The organism is Methanosarcina sp. 1.H.T.1A.1 (assembly GCF_000979295.1).
GTDB lineage: Archaea > Halobacteriota > Methanosarcinia > Methanosarcinales > Methanosarcinaceae > Methanosarcina.
In genome coordinates this window covers 1-10,903 of record NZ_JJQY01000059.1, presented here as the reverse complement: position 1 = coordinate 10,903, position 10,903 = coordinate 1, and the positions used below count along the sequence as shown (strand labels likewise).

At 42.6% G+C, this 10,903-nt stretch carries 12 protein-coding genes; 3 read left to right on the top strand and 9 right to left on the bottom strand.

Annotated elements, in window-relative coordinates:
- Positions 1-69: 69 nt before the first annotated feature.
- Positions 70-303 carry a hypothetical protein gene (locus EO95_RS06215; protein ID WP_048133252.1) on the bottom strand — a complete coding sequence of 78 codons (234 nt, stop codon included), beginning with the start codon at positions 301-303 and terminating at the stop codon, positions 70-72.
- Positions 304-629: 326 nt separating this feature from the next.
- Here EO95_RS06215 and EO95_RS06210 point away from each other — a divergent pair, with 326 nt between their 5' ends.
- Positions 630-1,826 carry an Acg family FMN-binding oxidoreductase gene (locus EO95_RS06210; protein ID WP_052733520.1) on the top strand — a complete coding sequence of 399 codons (1,197 nt, stop codon included), beginning with the start codon at positions 630-632 and terminating at the stop codon, positions 1,824-1,826.
- A 245-nt stretch (positions 1,827-2,071) separates the two neighbouring features.
- Here EO95_RS06210 and EO95_RS06205 read toward each other — a convergent pair whose 3' ends face one another.
- The 5 genes from EO95_RS06205 to EO95_RS06185 all read right to left on the bottom strand — a co-directional run bounded on the left by EO95_RS06205 (position 2,072) and on the right by EO95_RS06185 (position 7,248).
- Positions 2,072-2,572 carry a phosphate-starvation-inducible PsiE family protein gene (locus tag EO95_RS06205; protein ID WP_048133285.1) on the bottom strand — a complete coding sequence of 167 codons (501 nt, stop codon included), beginning with the start codon at positions 2,570-2,572 and terminating at the stop codon, positions 2,072-2,074.
- Positions 2,573-2,898: 326 nt separating this feature from the next.
- Positions 2,899-4,242, bottom strand: coding sequence for an ABC transporter permease (locus tag EO95_RS06200; protein WP_235282890.1), 1,344 nt, complete (start codon positions 4,240-4,242; stop codon positions 2,899-2,901).
- A gap of 76 nt (positions 4,243-4,318) precedes the next feature.
- Positions 4,319-5,569, bottom strand: a complete 1,251-nt coding sequence (locus EO95_RS06195) for a COG1361 S-layer family protein (RefSeq protein WP_156161348.1) — start codon at positions 5,567-5,569, stop codon at positions 4,319-4,321.
- Between the two features lie 143 nt (positions 5,570-5,712).
- Positions 5,713-6,426 (bottom strand): ABC transporter ATP-binding protein, encoded by a 714-nt coding sequence (locus tag EO95_RS06190; protein ID WP_048133250.1) that lies wholly within the window; start codon positions 6,424-6,426, stop codon positions 5,713-5,715.
- A gap of 246 nt (positions 6,427-6,672) precedes the next feature.
- A complete protein-coding gene (locus EO95_RS06185) occupies positions 6,673-7,248 on the bottom strand; it encodes a DUF4013 domain-containing protein (RefSeq protein ID WP_235282889.1) in 576 nt (191 codons plus the stop codon).
- 184 nt (positions 7,249-7,432) lie between these two features.
- Here EO95_RS06185 and EO95_RS06180 point away from each other — a divergent pair, with 184 nt between their 5' ends.
- The gene (locus EO95_RS06180; protein ID WP_048133248.1) at positions 7,433-8,215 is read left to right on the top strand and encodes a hypothetical protein; all 783 of its coding nucleotides are present in this window, start codon (positions 7,433-7,435) and stop codon (positions 8,213-8,215) included.
- Positions 8,191-8,493, top strand: coding sequence for a winged helix-turn-helix domain-containing protein (locus tag EO95_RS06175; RefSeq protein WP_235282888.1), 303 nt, complete (start codon positions 8,191-8,193; stop codon positions 8,491-8,493). Before EO95_RS06180 ends, EO95_RS06175 begins: the two co-directional genes overlap by 25 nt.
- Before the next feature lie 106 nt (positions 8,494-8,599).
- Here the strand turns inward: EO95_RS06175 and EO95_RS06170 are convergent, their stop codons facing one another.
- The 3 genes from EO95_RS06170 to EO95_RS06160 all read right to left on the bottom strand — a co-directional run bounded on the left by EO95_RS06170 (position 8,600) and on the right by EO95_RS06160 (position 10,720).
- Positions 8,600-8,806, bottom strand: a complete 207-nt coding sequence (locus tag EO95_RS06170; RefSeq protein WP_048133245.1) for a helix-turn-helix transcriptional regulator — start codon at positions 8,804-8,806, stop codon at positions 8,600-8,602.
- A 20-nt stretch (positions 8,807-8,826) separates the two neighbouring features.
- A complete protein-coding gene (locus EO95_RS06165) occupies positions 8,827-9,213 on the bottom strand; it encodes a hypothetical protein (protein ID WP_048133241.1) in 387 nt (128 codons plus the stop codon).
- A 580-nt stretch (positions 9,214-9,793) separates the two neighbouring features.
- Positions 9,794-10,720: a pirin family protein gene (locus EO95_RS06160; RefSeq protein ID WP_048133239.1), complete on the bottom strand. Its 927-nt coding sequence runs from the start codon at positions 10,718-10,720 to the stop codon at positions 9,794-9,796.
- Positions 10,721-10,903 lie beyond the last annotated feature (183 nt).

Sequence of the window (10,903 nt, the reverse complement as noted above, 5' to 3'; positions counted from 1 at the left end):
TATTCCTGTACAAAACTTCAATCTCTATAAAAATATGTACATCATTTATATATCTACGGATGTTTTATTTCAGTCGAATACCCCGTAGCTTGCTACGGGGTGCGCCAGAACAACTTGATTTTTGAATTTCCCATAATCCGTCTGAATCAAAAAAGAGAATAATATTTTTCTCATCTGCCTTATGGGGGGCAGAGGGAAAATTGCTGAACCATCTTTAAAAGAGATTAATTGCTTTCTGAAGCAGGCTTGCTTAAATAATTTTATACTATCCTTTTTTCCCTCCTGATGAACAAAGACTTTCATATTTTTTTGATTATATACAGGTTCCCGCAGTATTATATCTTATTTTTTTAAAAATAAATAGTGCATACCTGGTGACCTTTCCTTTGTTTCTTTGTACTTAGGTTCGGGAGATCTTTTCTTAAACAAGCTCCTATGGGTAGAAGCCATACGTTTAAGATCGAGAACGTAAAAAATGATAAGAAGAAACAAAACTCGAAATGAAGCAATTCCATAGGTAGGTAGTTGCCCAAAGAGGAGGTTGAAAAAAATATGGCATATCATGAGCTGGCATCTTATGACTCGAAGTTTATCGATTTTAATGAAAACTCCAATTCGGGGGTAAAATTTTGGCTTTGATCACCAGACATAAGGCTGTAATTGCAGTTTTAGGGATTCTCGTAATCGGCATTTTTTCACTGGTTATGGCAGACGGAGCCTTTCTTCCGAAGAAATATCTTGAGCCCTGGTCGGGGACCTATCACACGCAGTTCGAAGACCCGAGGGTTCAGGTCCTGGCCCACGGGATGCTTTCCCCGAATTCCCATAACCTGCAGTCCTGGAAGGTGGTCCTTGAGGGAAATGACAGCTTTCTCCTGTACGTCGATTCGGACAGGCTCAGCCCCAAAGCCGATCCACCGGGCAGGCAGGTGACAATCAGCCAGGGGACCTTCCTTGAATACGTGAGGATTGCCGGAGAAGAGCTTGGGTATGAAACCGGCATGCAGCTTTTCCCCGAAGGGGAATACGGGCCTGATGGGACGGCAGCAAATCTGGGAAGCAAACCTGTTGCCAGGGTGGCCCTGCAAAAGTTAAGGGAAAATGAAACCGGTGCAGGGACTGAAAATTCGCCTCTCTATGATGCGATGTTCGTTCCGGACACATACAGAGTTCCTTATAAAGAAACAAAACTTCAGGCAGAAGATGTGGAGAAACTCGAAGCCCTGAGCACGGAAAATGTCACAATAGTCATCTTCCAGGCTCCTGAGGACCTTGAAAAACTCGGGGACATTGCTTTCAGGGCGGCTGAGGTCGAGGCGGGGCTTGACCGTATCCAGGTCGAAGGCTCCGAACTTTTCAGGCCCAACGAATGGCAGAAGAACGAGTTTCGCTACGGTTTTACCATGGAAGGCCAGGGGCTTTCGCCCCTCAAAGTTCATGTACTCCAGGGCCTCGTATCCCTTTTTCCCTCAATGAACAGCCCTGAAGCCTCAAGGGATTCTTTCCTCAGCCAGACCGAATCTGCCGTGGAAAACACTCCCGCATATGCCCTGATAATCACAAAAGGCAACAGCCGCACGGCCCAGGTTGAATCCGGTATCCTCTACAGTCGCTTCCTGTTAACAGCCGCAGACATGGGATATGCCATGCAGCCCCTGAGCCAGGCTACTGAAGAGTATCCGGAAATGGCTGGACTATATAAGGAGATTCATGAAGAATACGCCGGGGAAAACGAAACAATCCAGATGCTTATAAGGGTGGGGGTGCCGGAAAAAGAGGTCCCTCCGACGATGCGGCTTGATGTGATGGATATCATCGAAGTATAAAAGAGCTACATAAGGCTTTGAAGTGCTCCAAAGTTTTTTTGGCGCTCTGTAGTGATCCCTGCAGAGCCCTTTTCCCCTTTTGTTTTATTTCAGTCGAATACCCCGTAGCTTGCCACGGGGTGCGCCAGAACAACTTGATTTTTGAATTTCCCATAATCCGTCTGAATCAAAAAAAAGATAAATATTTTTCTCATCTGCCTTATGGGGGGCAGAGGAAAAAATTGCTGAACCGCCTTCAAAAAAGATTAATTGCTTTCAGAAGCAGGCTTGCATCGATCAATTACGGCGCTTATACCTTGTTTTGAAGGTTGCCCTTCATTCTGCACAGCAGTATAAGATCCCTGGGTTTTTGCCGGGGAATATGTGATAGTAAGCACTCTCATTATGCCCAGCACGAGCAGCAGTACAGAAAGGCTCAAAACAAATTCATACCCGAACTTCTGGGCATAAAGGCCCACAGCGATCTCACGCAGGACTATTAAAATTGTGGCATCCGTTATATTCGTAAGCTTGATCCGGTCGTGTTCGTGGTAATCAACAAAAGCTGTGAAAAGGTCAATAACAATAAAAACTGTCAGTACACTTGTCACCATGTGATTGAATCCGCTTTCAAGGGACTCAAAAATAATGAAGCGAATATCCAGTAAGGTTTTTGCCATTCCCACAATTAAAGCCAGCAGCAGTACGTAAAGGATAATTGTAGTAATCGCATCCGTAACCTTTTTAAACAGTTTTATACTATCCATTTTTCTCACTTCATATAATTTTATCAGGTACATACTTTTTTAATTATATAGAGTTATTGATGCTTTTATCCATAGTTAAAAATAAAAATATATATCCTCATTTCTCTGCATCCTTCCTGTGCTTCGTCGATTAATTCCAAAATAGTTTTGTTTTGCCTGGTTCATCGATCCCGTTTATCATGAATGAGCCACGGATAAACACAGATGGCCTCAATCCATTTTTATCCATTTTTATCCGTGTCCATCTTTGGTTCTTTTATGGACAACTCATTGTCCAGAATTTGGAATCGATGCACCAGGTTATTTCGTAATGAGCCCTGAGTTCTTTATTCATACCTCAGTGCATCCACTGGCTTCAGTTCCGAAGCATTTTTTGCCGGCACCAGGCCCGCAATCAGGCCCACGATGATCGAGACAAGAGTTGCGATTATGGTCCCTTTTATGCTGAGGGCAAATTCAAAGGGGGTTTGCATTTTCATTGAGATCAGGAGCAATATCGCCTGTACGACAGCTGTGCCAAGTAGAATTCCTATTATTCCGCCTACAAGGCTGATCATTGCAGCGTTGCAGAGAAAGATAAGCATGATATCTTTGTTCTGTGCTCCAATGGCTTTCATTATCCCGATTTCTTTTGTTTTCTCAAGGACGGATGTAAACATTGTATTCGCAATCCCTGTAGAGCCTACAAGCAAAGAAATGCCTGCAATAAATGCCAGAAATGCAGTAAGCCCGCTAATCACCTTTCCGACGCTTTCCATATTCTCTTTTCCTGAGTACACATAGAAGTCCTGGGTCTTTTCATCAACTCTGCGTGAAAGCCTCAGCATTTCCTCTATTTCTTTTAGTGTACCTTCGTAATCGGCATTTTTGTAGAGTTTTACTTCAATGGAATCGTAGACATCCCTCTTTTTTTCACCATAATAACTGTCTTCATCGGTTGGAAGGGAATAAACTTCCTCGTAAGGCATGTAGATGCTGCTCCCAAATCCCAAGCCTCCAAATAGCCCTCCTTCATCTGCCAGAATCCCAATTACCCTGTAGGACTTGCCGTTGAGGAGGATCATCTGATTGACCATTATTTTCCGTCCCAGCTCTTCATTGTTAGCAAGTTCACCGGAAATTACCACTGAAGTCCGGTCTCCGGGCTGCAGCATCCGGCCTTCTCCTACCTTTTTCTTGGTGATGTCAGGCCAGACCCGCGGGTCCACACCCTTGACATAGACGTTGGTCTTCTTGCCTCCGAATTCCATTGTTGCGCTGCTTTCAACGTTAACGTTGATGTACTGTACTCCGGGAATTCGACGGAGCGTGAACACATCCATTTTTGTGAGTTCCGGGCTTTTCGGTTCTTCATAATTCACAGGACTTCCGGAACCGCCTCCGCCTTCACTTTCATTTTCACTTTCTACGCTTACCTGGGAGTAATCTGCCTCCTCAAAATTAAATGGGTAAGAGGCAACGATGGTGATCGTATCTCCACCCAGCTCTTCCATGGTTTTGGTTACCTGTTCCTGGAAATATTCCCCGGTTGTGACAATGGCCATTACCGAGGCAATGCCTATGATCACCCCTATAATGGTCAGCCAGCTACGTAGTTTGTTGGCTTTTACCATGTTAAAGGCAATTCTGAGTATCTTTGCAGGTTTCATCGCACCACAGCCTTCGGACATTAAGCTTTCATTCGTCTCTTCCCGGATCTGATCATTAAATGGCTCATTTTATCTGGGTGTTTAAATTTCGCGGGATTCACTCATTCATTTTTCTCTTTTTGGAAACTTTCCTGTACACCAGGACACCTGCAATTCCCAAAACAACTATGAGAACTAATTTATATGAGAATGAAGCAGTTGAGCTTTCTTCAGACCCTGAATTTTCATTTGTAGAGGACTCTGTTGTGTAAACTGTAAGCTCCTGTTTTTCTACCTGTCTCTGCCCGTCACTTGAGGTGTAGCTGATTTCAAATTTGAGAGGCAGCTCTTTGCCGTATGCAGCCGGCTTGAGATTGAAATCCGCAATCGTATAGTCCCCTTTTTGCAAGTTGCCGAGAACTACCGAATTGCTGCCGCCGTTCGTGATGGTCCAGTTTGCCTGCTGGGGAATGGAAACTTTTACGGAATTTGCGGCGTTGTTTCCGATGTTCGAAACAGAAAAGGTGTAAGCTCCTGTGAGGCTTCTTTCCATGTAAGAAATATCAAAATCAGTGGTGCCCCCTATGTAGACTCCTGCCTTGCTTTTTATCTGTTTCCGTTTCTCGTTATCAAGTGTACCGGCTTCCGTGATGGTCTTGAGTGCTTCAACATCATCATAGGTAAGAGTCATATCCAGTTTGTAGAGGCCTGGAACAGTATTTACGTTTGTAAGAACTTCAAAGGTGACATTTGCAGTTTCCCCCACATCGATAAGGTTGATATGCTTTACATTGCTCGAACCCACGGGAAGGATAACATCGTTTGCACAGTCCCAGGAAAACATCGCATTTTTCAGGGGAGAATTGCCTACATTTTTTATCCCAAAAGTAAGGTTTGTCTTTTCCCCGGGAACCAATCTCTCCAGGCTGATGGACTCAATCTCAGCATTTGATTCACTATCAATCTCGATCATGAGATCCTTGGTAAGGGAAACTTTGTCTTTTCCTTCATTTGAATAAAAGAGAACCTTTAAGGGATATTTTCCTTTATTGATATCGTTTTCCACTCCCACCTTGAACTTTACTACCTTCTCGCGGTCATCTGTAGATCGTTTTCCCAGAGTACCAATATCTTTTGACAGTTCTTCTCCTGGCAGGGACTTGAAGGGATATTTGGGTTCAATTTTAACGATACAGTTATCGTTTGCTTCATATCCCATATTCTGGATAGAAATCCGGACTTCCAGAATGTCTCCGGGTTTTACAGGGTCAGGGTCCTGGTTAAGCAGGTCAACAGTTACTCCTTTCTCCTGAGTACTCAGAGCAAAGGCAGGAGAACTGAAAGCAGTTGTACTTATCAGCAGTACCATGAAGAATCCAAAAAGCTGTCTGCAAATTAGGTTTTTATTAACAATTCCTCTACGAGTCAAGGTTTGACTCATAATCTTTTTACTATTAACTGGTTCAGGTCTTATTTTTTCAAGAAACATTTTTAATTCCTCTGTAATTCCCTTCAGTACTCAGGACAGAACTGGTCCTGGTTTGGTTCGTCCCGAACCACTTCTCCGTCTTTTAATTCAATGTGCCTCTGGGCGTACTGTGCGAGGTGCATGTCATGGGTAACCATGATTACGGTTTTCCCGTTTTCCTTCCACAGTTTGTAAAGCATCGTCATTACTTCTTTTCCGGTAACACTGTCCAGGGCACCCGTGGGTTCATCGGCAAGGATAATATCAGGGTTGCTGGCAAGAGCCCTTGCAATCGAGACTCTCTGCTGCTGGCCTCCGGAGAGCTGGGAGGGTCTGTTCTTCATCTTATCGGAAAGCCCTACCAGGGTCAGCAGTTCCTTTGCCCTTTTTTCCGCAATATCATCATCAATTTCCTGTATTTCCAGGGGCAAAAGCACATTTTCAAGGGCTGTCATTCCCGGAATAAGGTTGTACTGCTGAAAGATAAATCCAATTGTTTTTCCCCTCAACGCGGCCAGATCCGATTCCTCTAAACTGGCAATGTTTTTGGATTTCAGGAAGATTTTTCCCTCTGAAGGGACATCAAGACAGCCCACAAGGTTCATCATTGTGGACTTTCCACTGCCTGACGGCCCAATGATTGCGGTAAACTCGCCTTTCCTGAACTCTGCGTTCACTTCTTTCAGGGCATTGACCTGAACTTCACCCATTTGATAGGTTTTCCAGACATTTTGAAAGGCGATCAGTGTTTTTTCCATACGCATCCCTATATACTCACTTATATAAAAATATGGTGTAGTTGAAAAATATATTTAACCTCCATTTTTTCTGCCCTTCTATGGAAGGGCTGGGATTTTCCATTACATGGAGAGGCAATTCGCAACAAATTACAAGAAGAGGTCGCAGCACCGGTAAATAATACCATGAAATAAGGGCTTTGTAACAAAACCCCAAAAAATTGAAAATATATTTGGTCACAAATTCTGGCATAAATCCGGAAATCTTCACAGAACCTGCACTTCCTGTTCCTCAATAAACCGACCATAAAAGTTTGCAGCAAATATCATGCTTGTGACATACAGGGCAGGTATGCCTACCAGTACAATACTAAGTACCAGGAATATAATGGAAATTGCATACTGTTTTAGCATCGTAACGATATAGTCGCCGATGTTATCTATGACATAACTGAGTTTCCCGAAATCAAAGTAAGACCCGACAGTCTGTTTCCTGTAAAAGTTTACATTAAGGATAGGAAGCACAAAGAACCCGAGGAGCAGGCCCAGGATATTCGCTATGTCTTCGTCAAGCATGGTTATGCCAGTTATCAGAGCGATATACACAATGTAGAAAGGCAGTGATTTCAGGAACATCGAAAACCCGAATGTCAAATCATCTGTGAAGTGAAGTTGGGGGAGCTCCTCGTACTTACCTTCGATAAATTCGTTGGCGATTCTGACAAAGTAACCAAAAAGTGCAAGCCATCCGATCACCGGGACAAGCATCCATAGAGCGTATAGAAGCCTTTTAGGCCTGTTGAATGGATATTTTAAAGCATCAATAAAACCAATTGTTTCCATATGATCACCTGAAAAATTGCTTATTCTTTTAACTTATGAGAAGAAACTCCTTATTTTCAAACAGACTCTTTTAACACAGCCTTCTATACAGGGCACATATATAAAAATGGGAGCTAGTTGAAAAGTATAGTTGACCTCCATTTTTCCAAAAATATATATAATACAGGACTGTTGAAGGTGATGGATGACCGCTGGCTTATTCAATGCAACTTTAAGTGAAGAACTCCTTAATCAGGTCTCAGAAGCTGTAGCTTCTGCCAGCATGTCCGATATCATCTTCGATCTTTTTTTATATGCTCTGATGGTAGGCTTAGCTCTACAGATCTTTCGGGAAACTTCGAAGATCTATTCATTCATGGAATACGAAGGGCTTAGATACTTCAAAAATACCTTTTTTTTCTACGGGCTCGCTAATTTTTTTCTGCTTGTTCTGGACCTTGTGTTCCTGCTGGCCAAATCCTCAACTGCATCATCTTTATACCTTTTAGCCATTAGCATGATTCCGCTTTTTCTTTTAGCCGGGGTTTGCTTCTGGTTTGCCAAGGTAAACCTGCTCTCTTCGATTAGCTGGAGAATGGTAGAGGGAACCCTGGGAAAAAGATTCTATAAGTTCCTTTATTTCATGTTTCTCATGTTTCTCACGCTGATGGATACGTTAGTCTACATACTCATCTCAGTAATTGTGGGAGAATATTATGCCTTTGGCTACAAGGCCTTTATTTTTGTGTTTATACTGCTATTGATCAGGTCAAATATGCGTTCGGGTGGAGAAACAAAACCAATAACCAACCCATATTATCTGGGCTTGATTCTGCTCTTTACCCTGAGTTTCCTGGGTAATATTTCGACCCTTCTCGAAGGAAAGTCCGCAGAACTGATAAGCTCTGGCTTTGATTTATTGACCCTTCTCGCTTATGTAATAATTCTCAAAGGAATAAGAAAATGGAGCCGTATTCTTCTGAAATGAAGCCTTTTCAAAAACGAAGCAGGCTTGAAATTATCCGGGATATTCTTAATGTTATCCGCGACTCCAATAGTACAATCAGTCCTACAAAACTTCAAAGGTTTTCCAATCTTTCCTACCAGATGTTTGAAGAATACCTGGGGGAACTTGAATCCAAAGGGATGGTCGAATTAAAGCAGTATAAAGGGAAAAGGAATGTGTATGCTTTAACCCAGAAAGGTAAACAGTTTCTGGAAAAATATGAGGACTTCGTGTCTTTTTTAAGAGATTTCGGGATATAAGTGCCCCTGATCTCCAGTTCTCAAAAAATTCCCCGGACTTTTCTCTAATATCTGAGAAGATCCGATCCCATTATTTCAGTTCTTAATGCTCCTTCTAACCCGGTATTCATTCGAGATCAGAGTCCTCAAATATAAATAATTCATCAATCGTTGTTCCCAGGCGGCTGGCTATTTTGTATGCAAGCTTGAGTGAGGGGTTATATTTTCCCTTCTCAAGAAAAACTATTGTTTCTCTTCTAACCCCTACCATGCTCGCAAGGGCTTCTTGAGTAAGGTCATGCCTGGCTCGAAGCTCTTTGATCCTTGTTTTCACTCTTTATCCTCCGGAGGTCCTTACTCAACATCGCCCTTTTGCATGAAATGCCACCTGAAAACATTTGCGGAGATACTCATGAAAATGAGAAGTATACCAAGCACGCCTCCTACAGTAAGTTCAATCAGTTTGAAGTATTCCACCCAGTAGAGCACTGCAATGAGCACTAACGTCAGAAGCCAGGAATAAGTTATCCCGTAAGCTGCCAGTTTTTTTGTTCTCTCATCCCTGTCCGGAAGGCCCCGCAGCCTGAAAAGTCTGAAGGCTGTTATAATAAAGAGGATCAGACCCAGGTTGATCAAAAAAATAGAGATAGACATATCAAACGTATGAAAAGCTGCCGAAAGCATCCCGGCAAGCATAATGATTATTCCAGGGACCAGTTTGTTCATGTATCTTTTTTCCATGCTTTTTATCCTCTTTTTTCAGTATCTTTTTTCCATGCCTTTTTTCGCAGATTACCGAAAGTCTGTTCTTTATCTGTAACATATTATTCGATATTTCAAACATTAAGTTAGATATACTTAACATCTTCTATTATTTCTATTTTTCGCCTTCAATGGAAGTTTAAGTTATAAATTGCTAACATAATGCGATATACATGTAACAAAATGTGCCTTATATCTAACAAAAATTTTCAGAATTCCTGCTTAAGGATATAGTTTTATCTAACCGGTTTCAGGATCGAAAGAAGATGTAAACTCGGGGAAAAAATCAAAAAAATATTTCTGTGTTTTCGGGTCAATGTACCCGTTTATTTTTCTATTTTTTTTTGAACTTCTTAGGATGGTGTTTTTCCTGTAACTGATTTTATCTTTTTATTAATAATCCAATTTTATTTGCAATTTTGGAACATAATTTTCTCTAAATTCCATTCCAAAGTTGTCCATTATGTACTGCCAGATATCTTTTGAAGTTGCGAAGGAGCCTTTCTTACTTCGTATCTCAGTTGCGAGATTTTCTCTGGCTTCATGAGGGCTTGATACTTCATAGGGGCTTGATGCTTCGTGGATGCTTGATAAATGTGCCTTTCTTGTATTCTTCAAAAGCTATTTTTAATTCTTCCTGCGTGTTCATGACAATTGGCCCATACCAGGCAACAGGTTCACCAATGGGTTTCCCCGATACAAGAAGGAACCTTACACCTCTATCTCCTGCAGTAACCTCGATCGAATCCCCATCCCCGTAGAGGACCAGGGTCTCCTTATCTATCACACAATCCTCTGCCGGATCAAGATATCTTTCTCCTTCAAACTCAAAGGCGCAAGGGTCTTTTTCCCTGTCGAAATTTCCGCTGCCCTCTATCACGTACGCAAAGACAGTGTACCCGGGAACTGTTATATGAAAAAATTTTTCATCTGCAGGCACTGTTACATCCAGGTATTCGGGATCGGTTACTATTTCCCGTACAGGCCCTTCAACCCCGTTTACCTCCCCACAAATAATCCTTACCTTCAGCCCTTTTTCCATGATAAGTTCAGGCACCCGGTTGCTTTTGATCTCCCGGTAGCGCGGATTCATCATCTTGTGTGAAGCAGGAAGGTTTGCCCAGAGTTGAAACCCCCACAGAGTCCCATTCTCATCCCCCTGTGGCATTTCCTGATGGATAATCCCGTTCCCCGCAGTCATCCACTGCACCTCTCCTGGGTGGATTATACCTTTATTTCCCAGGCTGTCTTCATGCCTTACCTCCCCCTGCAGGACATAAGTGATAGTCTCAATACCCCGATGAGGGTGCCAGGGAAATCCCATACTATACTCCTCCGGCTTTTCCGAATGAAAGTCATCGAGCAACAAAAAAGGGTCCAGTTCAGGCACATGCTTGAACCCAAAAGCCCTCTTCAGATGCACTCCTGCCCCCTCAATTGTCGGCATACTCTTCCTTACTTTCCTTATTCTTCTAGGATTAGCCATTATAATTATCACCCCTCTAAAAATAATCCCTCAATTTTCTTATAATAACAAAAAATCTAAGTCCTCTTGAGCGAAGCTCACCACTAAAATCATAATTAGTCCTCTTGAGCGAGCGAAGCTCACTGCTAAAACCCATAGATTAGCCCTCTTGAGCGCAGCGAAAAGGGCAGCGTACTGCAGAGC

Bases quoted from the DNA above. Each gene is read 5' to 3' on its own strand.
- EO95_RS06215 (WP_048133252.1), bottom strand. From the start codon at position 303: ATGAAAGTCTTTGTTCATCAGGAGGGAAAAAAGGATAGTATAAAATTA.
- EO95_RS06205 (WP_048133285.1), bottom strand. From the start codon at position 2,572: ATGGATAGTATAAAACTGTTTAAAAAGGTTACGGATGCGATTACTACA.
- EO95_RS06200 (WP_235282890.1), bottom strand. From the start codon at position 4,242: ATGTCCGAAGGCTGTGGTGCGATGAAACCTGCAAAGATACTCAGAATT.
- EO95_RS06195 (WP_156161348.1), bottom strand. From the start codon at position 5,569: ATGGTACTGCTGATAAGTACAACTGCTTTCAGTTCTCCTGCCTTTGCT.
- EO95_RS06190 (WP_048133250.1), bottom strand. From the start codon at position 6,426: ATGGAAAAAACACTGATCGCCTTTCAAAATGTCTGGAAAACCTATCAA.
- EO95_RS06185 (WP_235282889.1), bottom strand. From the start codon at position 7,248: ATGGAAACAATTGGTTTTATTGATGCTTTAAAATATCCATTCAACAGG.
- EO95_RS06180 (WP_048133248.1), top strand. From the start codon at position 7,433: ATGACCGCTGGCTTATTCAATGCAACTTTAAGTGAAGAACTCCTTAAT.
- EO95_RS06175 (WP_235282888.1), top strand. From the start codon at position 8,191: ATGGAGCCGTATTCTTCTGAAATGAAGCCTTTTCAAAAACGAAGCAGG.
- EO95_RS06165 (WP_048133241.1), bottom strand. From the start codon at position 9,213: ATGGAAAAAAGATACATGAACAAACTGGTCCCTGGAATAATCATTATG.
- EO95_RS06160 (WP_048133239.1), bottom strand. From the start codon at position 10,720: ATGGCTAATCCTAGAAGAATAAGGAAAGTAAGGAAGAGTATGCCGACA.